This window comes from Plantactinospora soyae (genome assembly GCF_014874095.1).
Taxonomy (GTDB): domain Bacteria; phylum Actinomycetota; class Actinomycetes; order Mycobacteriales; family Micromonosporaceae; genus Plantactinospora; species Plantactinospora soyae.
Map to the genome: position 1 here is coordinate 6,825,188 of NZ_JADBEB010000001.1, position 21,704 is coordinate 6,846,891.

General features: G+C 72.2%; 19 protein-coding genes and 1 pseudogene. 13 read left to right on the forward strand and 7 right to left on the reverse strand.

Features of this window, described 5'->3' with window-relative positions; all coding sequences use genetic code 11:
• Positions 1-446: 446 nt before the first annotated feature.
• Positions 447-1,046, reverse strand: a complete 600-nt coding sequence (locus H4W31_RS29790; protein WP_192769675.1) for a TetR/AcrR family transcriptional regulator — start codon at positions 1,044-1,046, stop codon at positions 447-449.
• 96 nt (positions 1,047-1,142) lie between these two features.
• Between H4W31_RS29790 and H4W31_RS29795 the strand changes: the two genes are divergently transcribed.
• A complete protein-coding gene (locus tag H4W31_RS29795) occupies positions 1,143-2,633 on the forward strand; it encodes a carboxylesterase/lipase family protein (protein WP_192769676.1) in 1,491 nt (496 codons plus the stop codon).
• A 166-nt stretch (positions 2,634-2,799) separates the two neighbouring features.
• Here H4W31_RS29795 and H4W31_RS43230 read toward each other — a convergent pair whose 3' ends face one another.
• Entirely contained in the window at positions 2,800-3,138 is a 339-nt protein-coding gene (locus H4W31_RS43230; protein ID WP_225945748.1) for a hypothetical protein, read from the reverse strand.
• Positions 3,139-3,469: 331 nt separating this feature from the next.
• Between H4W31_RS43230 and H4W31_RS29805 the strand changes: the two genes are divergently transcribed.
• Positions 3,470-4,069: an isochorismatase family protein gene (locus H4W31_RS29805; protein ID WP_225945749.1), complete on the forward strand. Its 600-nt coding sequence runs from the start codon at positions 3,470-3,472 to the stop codon at positions 4,067-4,069.
• Positions 4,070-4,285: 216 nt separating this feature from the next.
• Positions 4,286-4,480, forward strand: coding sequence for a CsbD family protein (locus H4W31_RS29810; RefSeq protein WP_192769677.1), 195 nt, complete (start codon positions 4,286-4,288; stop codon positions 4,478-4,480).
• A 13-nt stretch (positions 4,481-4,493) separates the two neighbouring features.
• On the opposite strand, the gene H4W31_RS29815 is transcribed toward H4W31_RS29810, so the two are convergent.
• Positions 4,494-5,933, reverse strand: a complete 1,440-nt coding sequence (locus H4W31_RS29815; protein WP_192769678.1) for a KamA family radical SAM protein — start codon at positions 5,931-5,933, stop codon at positions 4,494-4,496.
• Positions 5,934-6,085: 152 nt separating this feature from the next.
• Here H4W31_RS29815 and kdd point away from each other — a divergent pair, with 152 nt between their 5' ends.
• From kdd to H4W31_RS29860, 9 genes and pseudogenes are all read left to right on the forward strand, one after another.
• Positions 6,086-7,159, forward strand: coding sequence for an L-erythro-3,5-diaminohexanoate dehydrogenase (gene kdd / locus H4W31_RS29820; protein ID WP_192769679.1), 1,074 nt, complete (start codon positions 6,086-6,088; stop codon positions 7,157-7,159).
• A gap of 4 nt (positions 7,160-7,163) precedes the next feature.
• On the forward strand, positions 7,164-8,774 hold the full coding sequence (locus tag H4W31_RS29825) for an amidohydrolase (protein WP_192769680.1): 1,611 nt from the start codon (positions 7,164-7,166) through the stop codon (positions 8,772-8,774).
• A gap of 24 nt (positions 8,775-8,798) precedes the next feature.
• Positions 8,799-10,535, forward strand: coding sequence for a lysine 5,6-aminomutase subunit alpha (kamD, locus tag H4W31_RS29830; protein ID WP_225945750.1), 1,737 nt, complete (start codon positions 8,799-8,801; stop codon positions 10,533-10,535).
• Entirely contained in the window at positions 10,532-11,326 is a 795-nt protein-coding gene (kamE, locus tag H4W31_RS29835; RefSeq protein WP_318783473.1) for a lysine 5,6-aminomutase subunit beta, read from the forward strand. Before kamD ends, kamE begins: the two co-directional genes overlap by 4 nt.
• A 20-nt stretch (positions 11,327-11,346) precedes the next feature.
• A pseudogene (gene kal / locus H4W31_RS29840) lies at positions 11,347-11,787 on the forward strand (3-aminobutyryl-CoA ammonia lyase); the annotation flags it as partial.
• Between the two features lie 107 nt (positions 11,788-11,894).
• Positions 11,895-13,259, forward strand: coding sequence for a glutamate mutase L (locus tag H4W31_RS29845; RefSeq protein WP_318783474.1), 1,365 nt, complete (start codon positions 11,895-11,897; stop codon positions 13,257-13,259).
• 717 nt (positions 13,260-13,976) lie between these two features.
• A complete protein-coding gene (gene lnt / locus H4W31_RS29850) occupies positions 13,977-15,653 on the forward strand; it encodes an apolipoprotein N-acyltransferase (protein ID WP_192769682.1) in 1,677 nt (558 codons plus the stop codon).
• Positions 15,650-16,459, forward strand: a complete 810-nt coding sequence (locus H4W31_RS29855; protein ID WP_404825631.1) for a polyprenol monophosphomannose synthase — start codon at positions 15,650-15,652, stop codon at positions 16,457-16,459. The genes lnt and H4W31_RS29855 overlap by 4 nt, the downstream gene beginning before the upstream one ends.
• Positions 16,460-16,519: 60 nt before the next feature.
• On the forward strand, positions 16,520-17,077 hold the full coding sequence (locus tag H4W31_RS29860) for an FxsA family protein (protein ID WP_192769683.1): 558 nt from the start codon (positions 16,520-16,522) through the stop codon (positions 17,075-17,077).
• Positions 17,078-17,170: 93 nt separating this feature from the next.
• On the opposite strand, the gene H4W31_RS29865 is transcribed toward H4W31_RS29860, so the two are convergent.
• Both H4W31_RS29865 and H4W31_RS29870 read right to left on the reverse strand, forming a co-directional pair.
• On the reverse strand, positions 17,171-17,512 hold the full coding sequence (locus tag H4W31_RS29865) for an RNA polymerase-binding protein RbpA (protein ID WP_101366032.1): 342 nt from the start codon (positions 17,510-17,512) through the stop codon (positions 17,171-17,173).
• 245 nt (positions 17,513-17,757) lie between these two features.
• Positions 17,758-18,942 (reverse strand): hypothetical protein, encoded by a 1,185-nt coding sequence (locus tag H4W31_RS29870; protein WP_225945751.1) that lies wholly within the window; start codon positions 18,940-18,942, stop codon positions 17,758-17,760.
• Positions 18,943-19,128: 186 nt separating this feature from the next.
• Between H4W31_RS29870 and H4W31_RS29875 the strand changes: the two genes are divergently transcribed.
• Entirely contained in the window at positions 19,129-19,857 is a 729-nt protein-coding gene (locus tag H4W31_RS29875; RefSeq protein ID WP_192769684.1) for a class I SAM-dependent methyltransferase, read from the forward strand.
• A 10-nt stretch (positions 19,858-19,867) separates the two neighbouring features.
• On the opposite strand, the gene H4W31_RS29880 is transcribed toward H4W31_RS29875, so the two are convergent.
• Both H4W31_RS29880 and H4W31_RS29885 read right to left on the reverse strand, forming a co-directional pair.
• Positions 19,868-20,872, reverse strand: coding sequence for an NAD(P)H-dependent glycerol-3-phosphate dehydrogenase (locus H4W31_RS29880; RefSeq protein WP_318783475.1), 1,005 nt, complete (start codon positions 20,870-20,872; stop codon positions 19,868-19,870).
• 99 nt (positions 20,873-20,971) lie between these two features.
• Complete coding sequence (locus H4W31_RS29885; RefSeq protein WP_192769685.1) at positions 20,972-21,625, reverse strand: TetR/AcrR family transcriptional regulator; 654 nt, start codon at positions 21,623-21,625, stop codon at positions 20,972-20,974.
• Positions 21,626-21,704: the final 79 nt, after the last annotated feature.

The following is a 21,704-nucleotide window of genomic DNA, read 5'->3' on the forward strand; positions in this document are numbered from 1 at the left end:
AGGAAGCAGCGCTCCAGGTCGAGAACCGAATGCTGCTCGAACAGAACGCCACTCTTAGCCGAATCCTCACCGAGGTCCAAGCCGAGCTACGTGCCATCCGGATCGGACAGCTCGGGGCGCGAGCTCGCGACGGGCTTAGCATCCCCTCCACACGGGACACGGAACTAGACGACCTGAGGAAGCAGCGAGACGCAGCCCTGGCCAGCAGGCGAAGCGCTGAAGCCGACCTCGTGTCCCTCCGCAACATCAACCAGTGTCTGATGGTCGAGAACAGCGACTCCTCCAGCCAACAGCCCAGATGCCCGAAACATAACGCCTCAACGAACATTTCAACCCCTGACTGTCGGTGTAAGACGGGATTCGAGGCCGGTCAGATGGCCCCAGGCCGGGGAGCGGCCGGACTAGGGCTGATCTTGTCCTCACCTGCCCCCGTGTCCGGGGCCAGGTCACGTGCTCCTGAACAGCCGGTCCAGATGCACGTCGATCGCGGCGAGGGCGTCCTGGGGCTCGATCACGTCGAGTTCGATCAGGGAGGTGAAGCCGGTGAGGGCGAGGAGCAGGTTGGTCTCGGTCGCCGGGTCGCGGCCGGAGTCGATGTGCCCGTCGGTGATCGCCTGGCGGACCAACTGCTCGACGAGGGCCCGCCCTTGGACGAGGCCGCGGCGCGCCTGCTCGTGCACGGCCTCGTCGTGCAGCGCCTCCAGGACGTAGGCGGCGCTCATCCGGCGGGTCGCGCGGGCGTCGGCATGCAGGGAGAGCATTTCCGCGAGCGTCAGTCGCAGCACGTCACGGGGGTGCGGACGGTCACCGAGCTTTTCGAGCCCCTGGTGTACGCGCACCGAGGTCTGCTCGGACGCGAAGTCCATGGCGAAGGAGAGCATGGCGGTCCGGGAGGCGAAGTAGTGCTGCAACTGCCCGAGTGACATGCCCGCCTCCTGCGCCACCACGCGCATCGTCAGCTGTGTGACGCCGCGCTGCTCCACCACCCGCCACAGTGCGCGGGCGATCGCTTCGCGGCGTCCGCGGTGATCCACCTGTTTCGGCATCGCCGGCCCTCCCTCGGATCCCGGGACTGTTCCAATACGATTGACATAATACACCTGACCCATAATCCTGGGGTCCACGCGAGGGAAGGAATCGTCATGTCCGAACAGCCAAAGGTACGGACCACGGAAGGCGTGGTGCAGGGGCGCCGGCGCCAGGGGCACGCGGTGTTCCGCGGCATCCCCTACGCCCAGCCTCCGGTCGGAGCGCTCCGCTTCGCCGCGCCCGCGCCGCCGCACCGCTGGGAGGGGACGAGGCAGGCGGTCGAGTTCGGCCCCGTGGTGCCGCTGTCCCTGCCGATCGACGTGCCCCCGCAGGGCACCGACTGGCTGACGCTCAACGTCGGCACTCCGGATCCCGGCGCGGCGGGACTGCCTGTGCTGGTGTGGATCCCCGTAGGCGGCTACCTCTCGGCGGCGTCGAGCGACCCGATGTTCGACCCGGCAGCGCTGGCTGAGGCGGGCGTCGTCGTGGTGACCATCAACTGCCGCGTGGGCGCGGAGGGGTTCGCGTTCCTCGACGACGTGCCGCCCAACCGCGGATTCCTCGACCAGATCGCGGCGCTGGAGTGGGTGCAGCGCAACATCGCCGCCTTCGGAGGCGACCCCGGCCAGGTCACCGTGGGCGGGGTATCCGCCGGGGCGGGGTCGGTCGCCGCCCTTTTGACGATGAAGTCCGCGCGCGGACTGTTCCGGCGGGCCATCGCCCACTCGGTGCCGGGGCTGTACAGCACCCCCGCGCTGGCATGGCAGGTCACCGCCGCGTTCGCGGACCGGCTCGGCGCGGCGGCCCCCACGGCCGAGGCCCTGCGCGACATCGACCCGTGGCACTTGGCCGCGGAGCTCACCTCCTTCAACGCCGGCCTCCACAGGCACCGGGAGAGCTGGGGACGCCTCACGGAGGCCGGCACCGGGCTGTGCCCCGTCGTCGACGGCGAGGTCCTCCCGGAAACGCCCTGGCCCGCGCTGACCGGCGCGCGCGCGAGCGGGACCGAACTGCTCGTCGGCCACACCCGGGATGAATTCCGGTACTTCAGCGTCATGAGCGGACGGTACGGCACCTTCACCGAGGAGGACGCCCACGCGGCCCTGGAACTGCTCGCCCCGCAGCCGGACGGCGCGCGGGCCTACCGTGCCGCGTTCCCGCAGGCAAGCCCGGAGGAGCTGGTGGAGACGGTGTACTCCGACGCCCTCTTCCGCATGCCGTCACAGAAGCTGGCCGAGGCGAACGCCGCAGCCGGCGGCACCTCGTACCTGTTCGAACTGTGCTGGGCTGCCCCGGCCCTCGGCGGCATCCTGGGCGCCTGCCACAGCCTCGACGTGCCCCTGGCGTTCGGCACGCTGGACAGCCCCGTCGGCACCCAGCTCATCGGCGAGGAGCCCACTCCCGAGGCCGTCGGGCTCTCCCGCGAACTCCAGCAGGCATGGGTCCGCTTCGTCACCACCGGCGACGCGGGCTGGTCCGCCCACCGGCCCGGCGGGCACCTCACCCGCCTCCTGGACACCGAGTCGAAGACTCTGCCCTACCCCGAACAGGCATCCCGCCAGATCTGGGAAGGCCACGCCCCCGCCCCCTTCGACCTCTCGTAATTGTCCGGGTCAGCTCCTACGACTGCGACGCCGCCACTCACCTGCCCATCGGGACAGCGCGAATTGACGTACAGCCAGGTAACACCCGGCCCGCTTAGCATCAGATCCCACCCGAGGGTGACGGACGACATCAAGAGCCGGGAGAGGCGACGGGAGAGGGCCCAGGTCACGGACGATCCCGGCCAGGGCCCGGATGGGCTCGCTCTCCGACTCCCTCCGCCACACCAGCGCGTACCGGCAGCGGCTCCAGATCAGTGACTGGCAGGTAGGCGATGTCCGGCCGTGCCCAGTAGCGGGTGACGTGGGCGGGGAAGAGCACCACGAGCCCGTCCATGGGACTGAAGACGAGTTCCAGCCGCAGCCGCGTCGGCGCGGGCCGCGCGACCGTTTGCACCGCGTCAGTGAACAAGGCGTCGAACTCGGCCACCCGGAGCGGCTGCTCGGTGGTGGGCAGGGTGCACGCGGAGGGAGCCCATCCCAGGTCAGGGGCGACGTTCTGTGTCATACCTCGACGGTAAACCTGTACCTAGGTACCGAATGCGAGCCCTTCTCGCGTAGCGCCAAATCCGGTCCGAGCCTCCCCGAACGACTGCGGAGGTTGCCGACTATCAGACCGCGGAATCGGTGAACTGCAGGCGCAGCGTCGTCTCATCAGCCGACTGCCCGGATGCACTTGCAGGTGTCGATGGTTGTTCCGTACTCACGCGGCTTTGCGCCGGAACTCGTACGCCGGCACTGACCCGAGTGGAGCATGCCATACACCCACTGGAGCCGAGCTCGCAACCTGCGGAAACAACCTCCGCCGTTGCGCAGAAGGAGCCGAACAAGGAAAGTTCATGACAACACTTCAGGGCCGGCCGAACACCGCGCTCCTCGTCGTCGACGTGCAGAACGGCGCCGTCGAGGGGACGTACCAGCGCGACGGGGTCGTCGCGGAGGTCGGCCGGGTCGTAGGAAAGGCGCGGCGGGGGCAGGTCCCCGTCGTCTGGGTCCAGCACTCAGACGAGCGCCTGGTACGGGGGAGCGATGACTGGCGGATCGTCGGCGAGTTGACCCCGGGCGGCGCCGAGCCGTTGGTGGAGAAGAACCACGCCGACTCCTTCGAGGACACCATCCTCGAAAGCGTCCTGTCGGGCCTCGGAGTCGGGCGTCTCTTCGTCGTCGGGGCGCAGACCGATGTGTGTGTCCGCTCGACGCTGCACGGCGCGTTCGCCCGGGGGTACGACGTGTTCCTCTCAGCGACGCCCACACGACGGCGTGCGGGGCGCCACCGGCGGACCAGGTCATCGCGGACACCAACCTGTACTGGAGCCAGCAGGCGGCGCCGGGGCGGACGGCGGGCACGGTCGAGGCCAGGCACGTCGAATTCGGCCGCACCTCCTGACGTTCCCTACCCCGGTGCCGGCGCTCGTTCAGACCACAGGCTAGCTTCCTAGGATGGCTTATAGGACGTGCCGCCTGACACAGGCAACACGAAAAACTCACGCCTCGACCCGGGGCTCGAATTTTTTTGGCGTTTGAGCAGGGAGCGGGAAGCAGTGTGCCGTGTGGATTTATGGGCGGATTAGGCAGGTTTTATCTCGGCCAAGTCGGGCAAATTACCTAGCGGGCAGCCGCCACGAGCGGCACCATCGAGGTGAGGAGTGTGCGACATGAGTGCTATGGACAAGATGCGCAACAAGGCGGAGGAGTTGAAGGGTGCCGCCAAGGAGCGGATCGGCGACCGCAGCAACAATGAGCAGATGCGCGGCGAGGGCTCGTCGGAGCAGACGCAGGCCAAGGCGAAACAGGCCGGCGCGAACGTGAAGGACGCCGGCCGTAACGTCAAGGAGACCTTCGACCGATGACGGTCGTCCGTCCTCAGTGAGCAGTCTGAGTGCCGTGCCGGGCCCACCAGGCCCGGCCGGCCTCGGGCAGGGTGTCGATCGGATCGTAGTAGGCGTAGCGGCGTTCGAGTGCCGCCAGGTCCGCGGACTCGATCGACGTACGGTAGTTCTTGGTCCAGTACGAGATCCCGCGTTCCCGGTCGTACCCGGTGAGCATGTGCACCCAACGCTTGCCGACGAACGGTACGTCGCAGACGATCCGTGGCGTCGCGTAGCCGGGCAGGTAGCCCATCATGTCGTGTTGGAGCTGCTGGGCCTGCCAGACCGGTACCCGCCAGTGCTCCGCGTTGGGGATCATGTCGCACATGTAGAAGTAGTACGGCAGGATGCCGGTCTCGCCCTGGAGCGCGAAGCAGAGGTCCAGCAGGTCGGCGGTGCTGGCGTTCACCCCACGCATCAGGACGCCCTGGTTGCGTACGTCGCGGACGCCGACCTCGAGTGCGGTCTGGGCGGCCCGGGCGACCAGTGGGGTCAGCGACTGGACGTGGTTGACGTGGGTGTGGATGGCCAGGTTGACGCCGCGCCGGGCGGCGGTCCGGGCGACCCGTTCCAGTCCCTCCACCACCTCCGGCTGAAGCCAGTGCTGCGGTAGTCCGGCCAGCGCCTTGGTGGCGAGCCGGATGTCGCGGACGGTCTCGATCTCCAGTAGTCGCATCAGGTACGACTCCAGGTTCCGCCACGGCACGTTGGCCACGTCGCCGCCGGAGACCACCACGTCCCGTACGCCGGGGTGGGCGCGCAGGTAGGCGATGTGTGCGTCGTACCGGTCGACCGGCTTGAGGGTGAGTTTGAGTTTCTCGACCGTGGGGGTGGAGTTGCCGACCAGGTCCATCCGGGTGCAGTGCCCGCAGTACTGGGGGCAGGTGGAGAGCAGTTCGGCGAGCACCTTGGTGGGGTAGCGGTGGGTCAGTCCCTCGGCGACCCACATGTCGTGCTCGTGCAGGGAGTCGCGGGTCGCGTACGGGTGGGACGGCCAGTCGGTGCGCCGGTCGCTGGCGAGCGGCAGCATGTACCGCCGGATCGGGTCGGCGCGGAATGCGTCGGAGGTCATCGGTGCGTCCGGTACGACCGTGTTGAGCATCTGCGGCGGCATGAGCATCGACATGGTGGCCTGGGTCGCCTGGTCGGTGGTGAGGTCGGCGTAGCAGGCGTCGTCGATGGTGTCGCCGAGGACGGCGCGGAGCTGTCGGACGTTCTTCACGCAGTTGGCCCGCTGCCATTGGGCCGACTCCCACTGGTCCCGGGTCACGTCCCGCCATCCGGGGAAGCGGGTCCAGTCGGGTTCGGTCAGGGCGCGGCGGCGGTATTCGTACGGCTGGCCGGGCGTGGTGGTGTGGTCCGGGTTCCCGGGGTGGGCCGGGGTGGGTGCGCTGCGGGGCGCGAGCACCGTGGTAGCCGGTTCGACCTGGGTCACGGGTCCTCCTCAGGTGTCGGGTGCCGTAGCCTCGACCGGAAACGCTACTGGAAGATTTCCCGTAGAGGAAATATTCTGCCGGAAGTTTTCCTGTCAACCGCGACGGTTGGTGGCTGAGCGCCGGTCTGCCGGTGATGAGGAGGTGGTCCGACATGACATCGCGGGACGCTGTGGTGGCGCCGGAGGACGCCGCGCCGACGTCGGCGGTCGGACTCGGGAGGGTGGTCGAACCCGCCGGGGTGCTGCCGCAGGCGGCGTACCGGCTGGACGCCCGTCCGGAGATCGGTCGCGACGAGGTACGGATCACGGTCGAGCGGCTGAACCTGGACGCGGCCAGCTTCCGGCAGTTGTCGGAAAAGCACGGCGGGGACGGGGCGGCGGTACGGGTCGAAGTCCTCGACATCATCCGTGACCGGGGCAAGATGCACAATCCGGTCACCGGCTCGGGTGGGATGCTCGTCGGCACCGTGGCCGAGGTCGGACCAGACTCCCCGCTGGGTGTACGGCCGGGTGACCGGGTGGCGACGTTGGTCTCCCTCACCCTGACCCCGTTGGCGATCAGCGACGGGCTCGCCGGCTGGGACGGCCGCAGCGAGCAGGTGCCGTGTGCCGGGCACGCCATCCTGTTCGCCCGTTCGATCGTGGCCGTCCTTCCGGATGATCTCGACCCGCGGCTCAGCCTGGCGGTGCTCGACGTCTGCGGCGCGCCGGCCCTGACCGCCCGCACGGTGGGCCGGTACGACGCGCCCACGGTCGCGGTGATCGGTGGCGCTGGCAAGAGCGGCTCGCTGTCGCTGGCCGCCGCCCGCCAGGCGGGTGCCCGCCGTACGGTCGGAGTCGTTCCGGTGGCGGCGGAGCGGGACGCGTTGCTCGCCGCGGATCTGGCCACCGATGTCGTACTGGCCGACGCGCGGGATCCGGTGGCGCTGGCGGCGGCGGTGACCGGGGCGCTGGGTGGGCCGGCGGACGTCACGGTGGTCTGTGTCGACGTGCCCGGCTGCGAGCACGGGGCGATCCTGGCCACCGGGGACGGCGGGTCGGTGGTGTTCTTCTCGATGGCGACGAGTTTCGCCGCCGCCGCGCTCGGTGCCGAGGGGCTGGCCGCCGACGTGACGATGCTGATCGGCAACGGCTATCTGCCGGGCCACGCCGAGGTGGCGCTGTCTCTGCTGCGTACGGTGCCCGGAGTGCGTACGTTGTTCGAGGCCCGGCTGGCGGCAGACTGAAGTCATGACGAACCCCTCGACGCTGTACCGCGGCGGCCGGCTGTACTGCCCGGCCGACCCCCGTGCCACGGCGCTGCTGGTCCGGGACGGGCGGATCGCCTGGCTCGGCACCGACGGCGACGCCCCCGCCGCCGACCGGACGGTGGACCTCGACGGCGCGCTGGTCACGCCGGCCTTCGTGGATGCCCATGTGCACGCCACCTCGACCGGGCTGGCGCTGTCCGGGCTGGATCTGTCCGGGGCGGCCTCCGCCGCGCAGGTGTGCGCCGCGGTGGTCGGGTTCGCGGCCGGCCTGCCGGCCGACGCGGTGGTGCTCGGGCACGGCTGGGACGAGTCGGGTTGGGCGGACCGGCGGGTACCGGACGCCGGGGAGCTGGACCGGGCCGCCGGGGGTCGGCGGGTGTACCTGTCCCAGGCGTCGCTGCATTCGGCGCTCTGTTCGTCGGCGTTGCTGGCGGCGGTGCCGGAGGTGGTCGCCGCGCCCGGTTACGACGGGTCGGGGTGGCTGCGGCGGGACGCCCACCACCTGGTCCGCGAGGTGGCGCTCGGTTCGGTGAGCGCGGAGCAGCGGGCGGCCGCGCAGCGGGTGATGTTGCGCCGGGCCGCCGAGCTGGGGATCGCGGCGGTGCACGAGTGCGGTGGGCCGGACATTTCCAGTGAGGCGGACTTCACCGCCGTACTGTCGCGGTCCGGGGCCGACGGTCCCGAGGTGTACGGCTACTGGGGCGAGTTGATGGGAGCGGCGCGGGCCCGTGAACTGGGTGCGGTCGGGGCCGGTGGGGACCTGTTCGCCGACGGGGCGCTCGGGGCCCGTACGGCGCACCTGTCGGAGCCGTACGCCGATGGTGAGCCGGGCGGGTGCGGGCACGGCTACCTGAGCGCGGACCAGGTCCGGGAGCATCTGCTGGACTGTGCCGCGCACGGGGTGCAGGGCGGTTTCCACGCGATCGGGGACGCGGCGATCGGGACGGTGCTGGCCGGATTCGCCGGTGCGGCCGAGCGGCTCGGGGTGGAGCGGCTGCGGGCGGCCCGGCACCGGGTGGAGCATGCCGAGATCATCGACAAGCGGTTGATCGCGGGGTTCGTCGAGCACGGCGTCGTGGCCAGCATGCAGCCGGCGTTCGACCGGTTGTGGGGTGGCGAGCGGCGGATGTACGCGACGCGGTTGGGGGTACCACGGTCGCTCGCCTCCAACCCGATGGGCGCGATGCACGCGGTGGGGGTGACGTTGGCGTTCGGGTCGGATTCGCCGGTGACGCCGTTGGATCCGTGGGGTTCGGTGCGGGCGGCGATGGCGCATTTCAGTCCGGTGCAGCGGATGAGCGCGCGGGCCGCGTTCGCCGCGCACACCCGGGGCGGGTGGCGGGCGTTGCCGGATGACGTGCGGCGTCCGGGGTTGTCGGTGCGGGACCGGGCGGTGGCGGAGGGGGTGTTGGCGCCGGGTGCGGCGGCGACCTTCGCGGTCTGGTCGACGCCGGCCGGGGTCGACGGCGGGTTGCCGGTCCTGTTGTCGGCGAGTCCGGAGTTGCGGGGACCGGACGATCCGACGCCGCTGCCCCGGTGCCGGCGTACGGTGCTGCGCGGCTCGGTGATCTACGAGGAGGGTACGTCGTGAGCGGATCTGGGTGGGCGGTCGTCGATGGTGCACGGTAGCGGGGTGCGGCCCGGTTCGGCCGGCGTCGGATCGGCGTCGGCCGCTTCCGGCGCGGGCGGCGGGTCGACGGAAGCGGAGCGCGGCACCGGGTCCGGGCCGGGCCCGGTCGGCAAGCTGGCGCTGGATCCGAGGCTGGTGCGGCGGGCCCGGGAACTGGCCCGCCGGGCCGGTCAGCCGGTGGTCGAGTTGGCCCGTGGCCATACGACGGTGTCGGTGGAGCGGGCGGTGTTGCGGCTGGCCGGGGTCGGTGGTGCGGATCCGGACGGGATCCCGTGGGTGAACCGGTTGGTCGACGCCGTGGTCGCGGAGGTGGGCCTGGCGCACGGGGTGACGCTGCCGGTGTTCGACGCGCTGGTCCGGGAACTGGGCCCGCCGGTGCGGGGCGGCCGGGGGAACGGGGTGCCGGCAACCGAGGTCGGCGAGGCGTTGACCCTGCTGGCGCAGAAGTCGGCGGCCGGTTCGGTCCGGTTCGGCGTTCCGTCGGGGCGGGCGGCCACCTCGGCCCGGGCGGCGGCGCGGCGGGCGGTCGGGGCGGGGCTGCGGCGGATCGACCGGCGTCGGGCCGAGCGGGACCGGCTGGTACGTCGGCACGGCGATCCGGTACAGCGGCCGTGGATCTATCTGATCGTCGCCACCGGCGACATCTACGAGGACATTCCGCAGGCGCAGGCGGCGGCGCGGGCCGGCGCGGACGTGATCGCGGTGATCCGGTCGACGGGGCAGTCGTTGCTGGACTACGTGCCGGAGGGGGCGACCCGGGAGGGGTTCGCCGGTACGTACGCCACCCAGGAGAACTTCCGGCTGATGCGGGCGGCGCTGGACGCCTCGTCGAAGGAGCTGGGCCGGTACGTGCGGTTGACCAACTACGCCTCCGGGTTGTGCATGCCGGAGATGGCGGTGCTGGCCGGCCTGGAGCGGCTGGACATGATGCTCAACGACTCGATGTACGGGATCCTGTTCCGGGACATCAATCCGGTGCGGACCTTTGTGGACCAGCGGTTCTCCCGGCAGGTGCACGCCCGGGCCGGCATCATCATCAACACCGGTGAGGACAACTACCTGACCACCGCCGACGCGGTCGACGAGGCGCACACGGTGACGGTGTCGCAGCTGCTCAACGAGTTCTTCGCGCACGAGGCGGGGTTGGCCGACCGGCAGTTGGGGCTGGGGCACGCGTTCGAGATCGATCCGGCGGTGCCGGAGTCGTTCCGGCTGGAGTTGGCGCACGCGTTGCTGGCCCGGGAGTTGTTCCCGGACGCGCCGTTGAAGTGGATGCCGCCGACCCGGTACATGACCGGGGACGTGTTCCGGGGGAATCTGCTGGACGGGTTCTTCAACCTGGTGGGCACGATGACCCGGCAGGACATTCTGCTGGTGGGGATGATGACCGAGGCGGTGGTGACGCCGTGGTTGAGCGACCGGGACATCGCCCTGCAGAACGTGCGGTACGTGCTCGGCGCGGCCGGGGGGCTGCACGAGGATTTCGTGCCGGCGCCGGGCGGGTTCATCCAGCAGCGGGCGGGCCGGGTCCTCGGTGAGGCGGTGGAGTTGCTGGAGCGGATCGTCGACGACGGGTTGTTGACGGCGATCGCGGACGGCACGTTCGGGATCACGAAGCGGCCGGCGGACCGGGGGCGTGGGCTGGACGGGGTCGCGGCGCACGCCGACGACTACTACAACCCGGCGACCGAGCTGCTGGAGTCCGTGGAGGAGGGGTCGTGACGGGACCGGTGGTGCGGCCGTACGGGGACAGCACCGGGGACGGGATGGTGCAGGTGTCGTTCACCCTGCCGCTGGCGCACGACAAGCGGGCCGAGGGTGCGGCGCTGCAACTGGCGGCGAAGATGGGGCTGGAGCCGGCGATGCTGGTGCACGCCCGTCAGATGGGTGACGGTTTCACCTTCTTCGTGGTGTACGGCCGGGTCGGGCACCTGGTGGACCTGGCGGCGGTGCGGGTGGTGGAGCGGGACTATCCGCTGCTGTCGGCGAAGGAGGTCAACGGCCTGATCCGGCGGCGGTTGCGGCGCAAGTTGTCGGTGGTGGGCGCCTGTATCGGCACCGACGCGCACACGGTCGGGATCGACGCGATCCTCAACGTGAAGGGGATCGCGGGGGAGAAGGGCCTGGAGTACTACCGGGAGTTGCGGGTGACGAACCTGGGTGCCCAGGTGAGCGTGCCGGATCTGGTGGCGGCGGCGCGGGCGGAGAAGGCGGACGCGGTGCTGGTGTCGCAGGTGGTGACGCAGCGGGATGCCCATCTGCACAACACCCGGGAGATGTCGGCGGCGTTCCGGGAGGCGTTGCCGGCGGGCCGGCGTCCGCTGCTGGTCGTCGGTGGTCCCCGGTTCGACGAGTTGATGGCCGACGAGCTCGGGGTGGATCGGATCTTCGGCCGGGGTACCACGCCCGGGGAGGTCGCGAGTTTTCTGGTGCACCGGCTGGTGCCGGCTGGCGCGGGTATCCGGGCGCGGCGCGGGGCGATGGCTGGTGTCGAGGCGGAGGTGGGCGGATGACCGGCGGGTCGGGTGGAGCGGTGTCGGCGGGCGGTGGTCGCGAGGAGGGTGCCGGCGACGGGCGCGGGTCCGGTGGTGACCCTCGGTTGGGGTTGACGGTGCGGCACCGCCGGTATGTGCCGTACTCGCACGCGCACTACGCGGGCAATCTGGTCGACGGGGCGTACGCGTTGGCGTTGTTCGGGGACGTGGCGACCGAGGTGTGCATCCGGACCGACTCCGACGAGGGGTTGTTCGCCGGGTACGCGGACGTACGGTTCCGGGCGCCGATCCGGGCCGGTGACGTACTGGAGGTGGTGGCGACGGTGACCCGGGTGGGGACCCGGAGCCGGACGCTGGACCTGGAGTGCCGGGTGGTGTGCCGGGGGCGGCCGGACCGGGGCGGGTCGGCCGCCGAGGTGCTGGATCCGCCGGTGGTGGCGGTGACCGCTGTCGGCACCGTCGTGGTGCCGGGCGCCGCGTCGGCACCGCCGGGTGTCGGCACCGCCGGGCCACCACCGGCCACGTCGCCGCCGCCACCGGTGTGGACACCCTCGGCGACGGCGCCGGATCCCGGGCCGCCGGCACGGTGACGCGGGTAGCGGCCCTGACGGCGCCGTACGCGGTCTGCGCCGACGTCGGGTCCACCTGGACCAAGGTGGCGGTGGTGGACCGCGTCAGCGGCGCCCTGGTGGCGTCGGCGGCGCGGCCGAGCACGATCGGCACCGACGTGCTGCATGGTCTGGACGCGGCGGTCGCCGCGGCCACCGCCGGCTTGTCGCAGCTGGGATCCGCACCCTGGTACGTCTGCTCGTCGGCCGGTGGCGGGCTGCGGCTCGCGGTGCTCGGCTACGAGCAGTTGATCACCGCGCGGGCCGGGCACCAGGTCGGGTTGTCCGCCGGCGCCCGGGTGGTGCATGTCGGCGCCGGCCGGCTCGACCCGGCGGGGCTGGCGGCGTTGCGGGCCGCACGGCCGGACGTGGTGCTGCTGGTCGGCGGGACCGACGGCGGTGACGCGGAGGTGTTGACCCACAACGCCAGCCGGCTGGCCCGAGCGCGGTGGCGGATCCCGGTGGTGGTGGCCGGTAACGCGGTGGCCGGGCCGGCGGTCCGGGACGTGCTCGCCGGCCGGGGGGTGCCGGTGACGGTGACCGGGAACGTGCTGCCGCAGATCGGCGTCCTGGATCCCGGGCCGGCCCGGGCGGCGATCCGGGAGGTCTTCCTGCGGCACGTGATCGGCGGCAAGCGGCTGTCCCGGGGGCCCCGGTTCGGCCGGCTGGTCCGGGCGGCGACCCCGGACGCGGTGCTCAGCGGGGTGGAGTTGCTCGCCGACCTGCTTGGCGGTGATCTCGCGTTGGTGGATGTGGGCGGGGCGACCACCGACGTCTACTCGGTGCTGGTTCCGGACGAGCGGGCCGGCGGTCCGGGGCGGCCGGCCGCCGGCACGCTGTGGCGGGCCCGCAGCGTCGAGGGTGATCTGGGCATGCGGTGGAGCGCACCGGGGGTGGTCGCGGCGGCGGCGGCCGAGCGGTTGCTGGCCCCGGGCGAGGAGGAGCCGCTGTCCGCCGCCGCGGCGACGATGGCCGCCGAACCGGAGCGGTTGGTGGCCGAGGCGGCGGGCCGGGCGGTCGAGTTGCGGATCGCGACGCTCGCCGCCGTCGTCGCGGTACGCCGGCACGCCCGGGGTGCGGGGGTGGCCGGTGCGCCGGCCCGGGACCTGCGGGACGTACGGCTGCTGGTCGGCTCCGGCGGGGTGCTCCGGTACGCCGATCCGGGTGCCGGGGTCGGCGTACTCGACGGGGTGTCGACGGACCATGCCGGTGGCTGGCCGTTGCCGCGCGCGGCCCGTCCGGTGATCGACGTGGACTACGTCCTGATGGCGGCCGGTCTGCTGGCGGCGGCGGAACCGGCGGCGGCCGCGGCGTTACTGCGCCGGCACCTGCTGCCCGGCTGACCGGGGGCGGTGCGTTCGGTCGGGGGCCCGGTCGTGGTGACCGGGGTCTCGCCGGGGCCCCGGATCAGGGTGACGGGGATCTCGGTCCAGGGTCGGCGTCGGGGGCCTCGGCCGGGCCGAAACAACTACGCATATCGCCCGTCCGATGGGGATTCCGGCGTACGGACGTCACGGGCCGGACACGACACGCCGCATCGAACGGGGCGACTGGCCCGGGGCGGTTGACAGTGCCCGGGGGGTACCACGTACCGTCTTTGAGTCCTACAACGGGAAGCGGCTGTTGTTCGCTTCGTCCCTTCGTCCGCTGGCCGAGCGACATTTTTTTGATTCGTCGCAGCGGCCAGGTCCAGCGGGCGGGGGTCGGCGGGGCGGCGCGAACCGGCCGCGGTTACCGGTGCACGGGCAGGGTGGTGCGGACGGCCAGTAGACAACGGCCCGACGGGAACAGCCAGTTCACGTCCGGTCGGTCCGAAGGTCGTCGTGCAGTGCCCTACCACACCGGCCGGGGAGGGCCTGGGAGCATCGGGGCGCGGCGTATGCCGCGCCCCGATTTTCGTGTCCGTACCGGTGTCGGTGTGCGGTTCGTCGAGGCGTTGCCCGGGGAGCCGGACCGGGCGACCGGGGCCGGCCGGGAGGGGTCAGCCACTGCCGGCCGTACCGGCGGGGCCGGTAGCCTTCGGCAGGTGGGTCCGCCCGCCGCCGGGGTCGGTGGCTTCGATGGAACGTGAGGCACGCGTGACAGTGGTTGACACGGCCGAGACGACGGTTGCCGCCGATGGTGCGGGACAACCACCCGAGCCGGCCGGGAAACCCGTTCCGCTGGGCCTGGGGCTGCTGGCTGCCGTACTGGCCGGGCTGGTCCTGCTGGTGTCGTTCCCGCCGTACGGGCTGTGGTGGGCGGCGCCGGTCGGGGTGGCGCTGCTGACGGTCGCGGTGCACCGCCGCCGGATGCGGGCCGGGTTCGGCCTGGGCGCGATCGCCGGGCTGGCGCTGTTTCTGCCGATGCTGAGCTGGACCAACCTCTACACCGGTCAGCTGCCGTGGCTGCTGTTGTCCGGGTTGCAGGCGTGCTACCTGGGGTTGTTGGGTCTCGCGGTCGCGGCCACCAGTCGGCTGGTGGACCGGGTGCGGTGGTCGTGGCCGCTGGTCACCGGGGTGCTGTGGGTGGCGCAGGAGGCGTTGCGCGACCGTACCCCGTTCGGCGGCTTCCCGTGGGGACGGCTGGCGTTCAGTCAGGGCGACTCCCCGGTGCTGCGGCTGGCGACACTCGGCGGCGCCCCGCTGGTCACCTTCGGCGTGGCGGTGGTCGGTGGGCTGCTGGTCGCGGCGCTCTGGCGGCCGTGGCGGTCGGCCGGGACCGGCGGCTGGGTCCGGGCGGCCGGCTTCGTCGCGGGTGCCGTGGCGGTCTCGGTGCTCGGGCTGCTGCTGCCGGTCGGGGTCGCCGGTGCCGGCGCCGGTACGGCGACGGTGGCCATCGTGCAGGGCAACGTGCCGCGGATGGGGCTGGACTTCAACGCCCAGCGGCAGGCGGTGCTGGAGAACCACGTCACCGCCACCATCGACCTGGCGGCCCAGGTGGCGGGTGGGTCGGCGCGTCAGCCGGATCTGGTGGTCTGGCCGGAGAACGCCAGCGACGTCGACCCGGTCCGCAACGAGGAGGCCGGGCGACGGATCTCCGACGCGGCGGACGCGATCAAGGCGCCGATCCTGGTCGGTGCGGTGCTGCTCGGTCCGGGCGAGGGGCAGGTGCGCAACGCGGGGCTGGTGTGGCTGCCGAAGACCGGCGTGGACCAGTCCCAGATGTACGTCAAGCGCCATCCGGTGCCGTTCGCCGAGTACGTCCCGTTGCGCAGCATCGCCCGGAAGGTCAGCAAGGAGGTCGACCGGATCCGGAACGACTTCGTCGCGGGCACCGAGCCGGGGGTCCTGCGGGTCGGCGGGGTGCCGCTGGGGGACGTGATCTGCTTCGAGGTCGCCTACGACGAGGTGGTCCGGGACACGGTGACCAACGGGGCGCAGCTGCTCGTCGTGCAGACCAACAACGCCACCTTCAACGTGGCCGAGGCCGAGCAGCAGTTGGCGATGGTCCGGCTGCGGGCGGTGGAGCACGGCCGGGAGGCGCTGATGGCGTCCACGGTCGGTGTTTCGGGGTTCGTCGGTGCCGATGGGCGGGTAACCGGGGCGACCGGGTTCAACACCGAGGCGGTGGTGACCCGGCAGATGCACCTCGGGGATGCCCGTACGGTCGCCACCCGGGTCGGTCTGTGGCCGGAGATGGCCCTGCTGGCCATGGCCGTCGCGGCGCTCGTCGCGGCGGCGCTGGTCCGTCGGCGTTCGCTCCCCGGGGACGGTACGGCGACGGCCGGCGACCCGGCGGATGCGGAGGAGCGGTGAATGAGGTGTTCGGGGCGGAGGACCACGGCGACGGTTATCCGGGGGTGGGCCGGGTCCTGGTCGTGGTCCCCACCTACAACGAGGCCGACAACGTTGGGGTGATCGTCGACCGGGTGCACCGGGTGGCACCGTCGGTGGAGGTGCTGATCGTCGACGACAACAGCCCGGACGGCACGGGGGCGATCGCCGACCGGATGGCCGAGGCGGATCACCGGGTGCACGTGCTGCACCGGGCCGGTAAGCAGGGTCTCGGCGCCGCCTACGTCGCGGGGTTCGGCTGGGCCGGGGAGCACGGCTACGACGCCGTGGTCGAGATGGACGCCGACGGCTCGCACGCGCCGGAGGAGCTGCCCCGGCTGCTGGACGCGGCCCGGGACGCGGACGTGGTGATCGGCTCCCGGTGGACCTCCGGTGGGCAGGTGGTGAACTGGCCGTGGCACCGGCAGTTGTTGTCCCGGGGCGGGAACCTCTACACCAGGGTGGCGCTGGGAATGCCGCTGTCGGACGCCACCGGCGGTTTCCGGGTGTACCGGGTGCCCGCGCTGGCGCGGCTCGATCTGGACTCGGTCGCGTCACAGGGCTACTCGTTCCAGGTGGAGTTGTCCTGGCGGGCGCACCGCGCCGGTCTCCGGACGGTGGAGGTGCCGATCACGTTCGCCGAGCGGGAACGGGGCACGAGCAAGATGAGCCCGGTGATCGTCGGCGAGGCGTTGTGGCGGGTGACCATGTGGGCGACGCTGGACCGGCGGACGACTCCGGGCGGCTCGCGTCGGGGTGCCGGCGACCACCAGCTCCGTTGGCCGTGACCGACAACGTGTCATGCTGGACGGACGGAGTTTGCGGGCCGGACATCCGGATGGGGTGAGATGCGCCGAGGGTTGAGGTTCGTGCCGTTGGCACTGCTGTTGACCGGGATCGTGGAGGTCGCGGTCTTCGTACTGCTGGGCCGGTGGATCGGGTTCGGCTGGACGATTCTGCTGGTGGTCGCCGTCTCGGTGCTGGGGCTGGTGCTGCTCCGCCGGGAGGGGATGCGGGCCTGGCGGGGTTTCCGGGCCGCGGCCGAGGGTGGGCGTCCGCCCGGGCCGCAGGTCAGTGACGGCCTGGTCGGGTTGCTCGCCGGGCTGCTGCTGGCATTGCCGGGACTGGTCACCGGGGTTGTCGGGCTGTCGCTGACGGTGCCGTTGGTACGCCGGCTGGCCCGCCACCGGGTGCAGCGTGCCGCCGAGCGCCGGATCTCCGCCGCGGTCGCCGGTGATCTCTTCGGTCCCCGGCGGGTACGGGTCCGGCGGGGCCAGCCGCGTCCGGACGATCCGACGGCGCCCCCCGCCGAGGGGCCGGTGGCGTCGACGGGTGGACCGGTGCCCGGGACCGGTGGGCCCGGTCCGGCCATCGAGGGTGAGATCGTGGAGCCCCGCCCGCGCTGATCCGACCGGTCGCGGGACCGGGGTGGACCTGACACGACACCGCCCCCACGGCGGGTGCCGTGGGGGCGGGTGTCGAACGGTGTTCCTGGTCGGTCAGGCCCGGCCGCGTCGGGTCCGGACCTCTTCGAGCCGTTCCGCGAGGATGCTCTCCAACTCGGCGATTGAGCGGCGCTCCAGCAGCATGTCCCAGTGGGTCCGTGGCGGCTTGGCCTTCTTCTGCTCCGGTTCGCTGCCGTCGACCAACCGCGCGACGCTGCCGTCGAACTTACATTCCCAGGTCATCGGCACTTCGGCATCGACGGCGAACGGCACCTCGAACTGGTGGCCCTTGGCGCAGAGGTACTCTCGGGTCTGTCGCGGGGCAAGCTCGGTGTTGCGGTCGGACTCGTAGCTGACTGCTCCCAGACGGCTCCCGCGCAGCATGCGCTCGCCCATGATCGGCTTTCCCCTCGGTCGTGATGCTGGTTCTTATCGGTGTAACGACAGGTGCCGGGTGGGCGATTCCCGCCGCCGGCAGAAACGTACAGACGGTTAAACGCTCCGAGCGTAGCCGGATCACCTGGGTGGTGATCCGGGTCACCTGTCCGGGGCGCGAATTGCCGTGGTATGTGGCATTGATCCGGCCGCATCGTGCCGGTCTGGCCGGCAAAATCGCCGCCGGATCCGGGAATGGGCCGGGCTCACGGATCACTGGCCGGGGCGGTCCGGCCGGACCCGCCGCCCGGACCCGCCACCGTGGCGGCACCGGCGGGCGCGGCGGTCCGGGCACCGAGGCTGGCCAGAGCGGCGGCCAGATCGCTGACCTGGGCGGACAGTTGCCCGGCACGATCACGGGCCGCGTCGCGGTCGGCTTCGGCGGCGGCCGACCGTACCGTGAGCTCCGCGAGCCGGCCCTCGGCGGCGCTCACGGCCTCCCGGGCGGCCTGGAGTTCGGTGCGCAGCCGGTCCCGCTCGGCGGTGGCGCCCGCGGCCGCCGTCCGGGCCTGCGCGGCGGCGGTCTCGGCCCGTTCGGCCGAGGCGTAGGCCCTAGCGGTGTCCCGCGCGGCGTCGTCCGCCGCGTCGCGGGCCTCGGCGGCCATGGTCCGGGCCTGCGCCTCGGCGGTCCGGGCCTCGGCGGCCATGGCCCGGAACCGTTCGGCCTGGGACACCGCGTCGGCGGCCGACCGGGCGGCCCGGTCGGCTTCCGCGCGCGCCGTGTCCCGCTCCCGGGTGACCTCGGCCAGCTGCCGTCGGTCGGCGTCCGCCTCGGCGCGCAGTCCGCGCAGGTCCCGGCGGGCGCCGTCGCGGTCCCGCTCGGCCTGGGTACGCAGGGCGACCGCCGCGCTCTCCGCCTGCCGCGCCGCGTCCCGGGCGGCGAGGGCGGCGCTCGTCTCGACGTGGGCCTGTTCGACGCTCCGGCCAGCCCGTTCGGACTCCTCGCGGGCGGCGGCGCGGCCGGCGACCGCCTCGGCGGCGGCCTGCTGCGCCTGGCGCAGGGCGACGGCCGCCGCCTCGGCCGCGTGGCGGGCCTCGTCCCGTTCGGTCTGCGCCGCGGCGATCTGGGCGGACGCCTCGGCCCGGACCTCGGCGACCTGCCGTTCGACCCCGGCCGGCGACAGTTCGGCGTGCAGCGACTCGGTCAGCGCCTCGGCCATCTGGTCGAGGCGGTCGACCACCTCCCAGGTCCTGGCCACCTGGCCGGCCAGCCCGGGGGCGTTACGGTGCCGCATGCGCTGGTTGCGGGACGCCCGCTGACAGGCGCCGTCGTTGTCGCGGCAGTAGCGGAACGGCCGCCCGGCGGCCGCCCGCTGCGGTACCAGCCGTCCACAGTGGGCGCAGGGTCGGCTCTCCGCCCGGAGATCGCTGCTGGGGTTCTGGTTGTCCATCGCCGGGGAAGTCTAGTGCCGGGCCGGAGCGGGCTCGCGCGGCTCGTCCGCCCGGTCGGTGGGGTAGACCTCGCCGGTCCGTAATCGACCTGACCCGTACGGCCGGGCCCGCCATACTTGGGAGCCGCCGTCGTCGGGGGAGTCCACGGCGGCGGTCATCGGGTCGGGCGGGGGAGTGTGGTCGGGGTGCCGGAACGGACCAGCGGTGGCGACGGGCCGCCGGACTGGTGGCTCGACGAGCTGGCACACGCCGGGAACGAGCACCTGGATCCGGCGTACGTCGCCGGCTACGACCGCAAGGCCGGGCACGACCCGCAGGCCGATCTCGACATCCTGTGCCGGCTCGGGCTGGACGGCGACAGCACGCTCGTCGACCTCGGGGCGGGTACCGGCCGCCTCACCCTCGCCGCCGCGCGGATCTGCCGGCGCCTGGTCGCGGTGGACGTCTCGACGGCGATGCTCGGGCGGCTCCGCGCCGACGTCGGGCGGGCCGGGCTGGCCAACGTCGAGGTGGTGCAGGCCGGCTTCCTGAGCTACGTCCACCAGGGGCCGGCCGCCGACTTCGTCTACACCCGACACGCGCTGCACCAGTTGCCCGACTTCTGGAAGGCCATCGCCCTCGCCCGGGTCGCCGGCATCCTGCGCCCGGGCGGGGTGCTGCTGCTGCGCGACCTGGTCTACACCTTCGACCCGGCGCAGGCGGCGGGGGAGCTGGAGAGCTGGTTGGCCTCGGCGGCCGGATCCACCGCCGATGGTTGGACCCGGCCCGAACTCGCCACCCACGTACGCGAGGAGCACAGCACCTTCAGCTGGCTGCTGGAGCCGATGCTGGACAAGGCCGGTTTCCGGATCAGCGAGGTCACCCCCAGCCGGCATCCGGCCACCTACGCCAGCTACGTCTGCGTCAAGCGGTAGCGGGGACGGCTCATCGGCGTTCGGGCTTCGCCGACCGCGACATCAGCTCCTTGACGACGACCTGGGGTGGCTTCCCGTCGTGCACGACGTCGACGACCATCTGGGCGATCGGCATGTCGATCCGGTGGCGTCGGGCGAGGTCGAGCACGGACCGGCAGGAGGTGACGCCCTCGGCGGTCTGCCGGGTCGCGGCGATGGTCTCCGCCACCGTCATGCCCCGGCCGAGGTTGGCGCCGAAGGTGTGGTTGCGCGACAACGGTGAGGAGCAGGTGGCGACCAGGTCCCCCATGCCGGCCAGACCGGCGAAGGTGAGCGGGTCCGCGCCCATCGCCAGTCCGAGGCGGGCGGTCTCGGCCAGACCCCGGGTGATCAGCGAGGCCTTGGTGTTGTCGCCGAGCTCCATTCCCTCGGCGATGCCGACGGCCAGGCCGATGACGTTCTTCGCCGCTCCGCCGACCTCGCAGCCGACCACGTCGACGTTGGTGTAGGGGCGGTAGTAGGCGGTGTGGCAGGCGAGCTGGAGCCGTTCGGCGACGGTCTCGTCCCGGCAGGCCACAACGCACGCGGCGGGCTCCCGGCGGACGATCTCCGGTGCCAGGTTGGGTCCGGAGACCACCGCGATCCGGTCCCGGTCCGCGCCGGTGACCTCCGCGATGACCTCGCTCATCAACTTGGCGGTGCCGAGTTCGACACCCTTCATCAGGCTCACCAGTACGGTCTGCGGGCCGATCCGCGGCGCCCAGGCGGCCAGGTTCGCCCGCAGGGTCTGCGACGGCACCGCGAGCACCACGAACTCCGCGTCCGCGACGGCCGCCGCCGGATCCACCGTCGCGGTGATCCCGGCCGGAAGCGCGATCCCGGGAAAGTAGTCCGGGTTGGTGTGCGTGCGGTTGACGGCGTCGACCACTTCGGGGCGACGCCCCCAGAGGGTGACCCGGGATCCGGCGTCGGCGAGGATCATCGCGAAGGCGGTGCCCCAGGATCCGGCTCCGAGGACCGCCATACGGGTCGTCACCGATCAGCCTCCTATGCTCCGGCACCGGTCCGCCCGGCGCGCGTTGTCGTAGCGTACGGGGGATCGTGGGTGTGGCCGTGCGGTGTCCGAACCGGCAGCTCAGGCCCGGGTCGACGCGGTCCCCGCGGTGGTGCCGTCGGGGTCCGGTGCGCCGTCGGCGGGGCCGAACAGGAGGCGGAGGTGCGTGTCGAGGACGGCGACCGCCTCGTCCGGGGAGTAGTGCTGGCCGAGGACCTGGATGCCGAGGCCGTCGACGAGCGCCAGCAGGCCCATGGCCGCGTGGGTGGGGTCGATCCGCAGTGGGCCGTCGGAGTTCTCCTGCGCGGCCCGGATCTGGTCCGCGACGAACGTCCGCATCTGGTCGACACTGTCCCGCAGGCCCGCCGCGATGGCCGGCTTGACGGCGGCGTAGGCGAGGAACGCGAGGACGACGTGGTTCTCCAGCCGTCGGAGCTCGTCCAGGGGCAGGATCTGCAGCAGTAGCGTCCGGACGATGCCGCCGGGTCCGGCCGGTCGCGCCGAGGACGCCTCGGCGACGGAGCGGGCCTGGACGTTCTGCATCACCATGTCCAGGGCGAAGATCATCATCTCGTCCTTGGTGCGGAAGTAGTGCTGCACCATGCCGGTGGACACGCCGGCCTCGGCCGCGACGTGCCGGAGGCTGACGGCCTCCAGTCCCTGGGTCGCGGCGAGGCTCATCAGGGCGTCGGCGAGCTGCTTGCGCCGCGCGTGGTGGTCGACTCTCCTGGGCACCCCGCCACTTTACATTGCGACTGTATTGACACGGGCTCCCCGGCGAACTACATTTCAGTCGTATTTTAAAAGAGGGGGG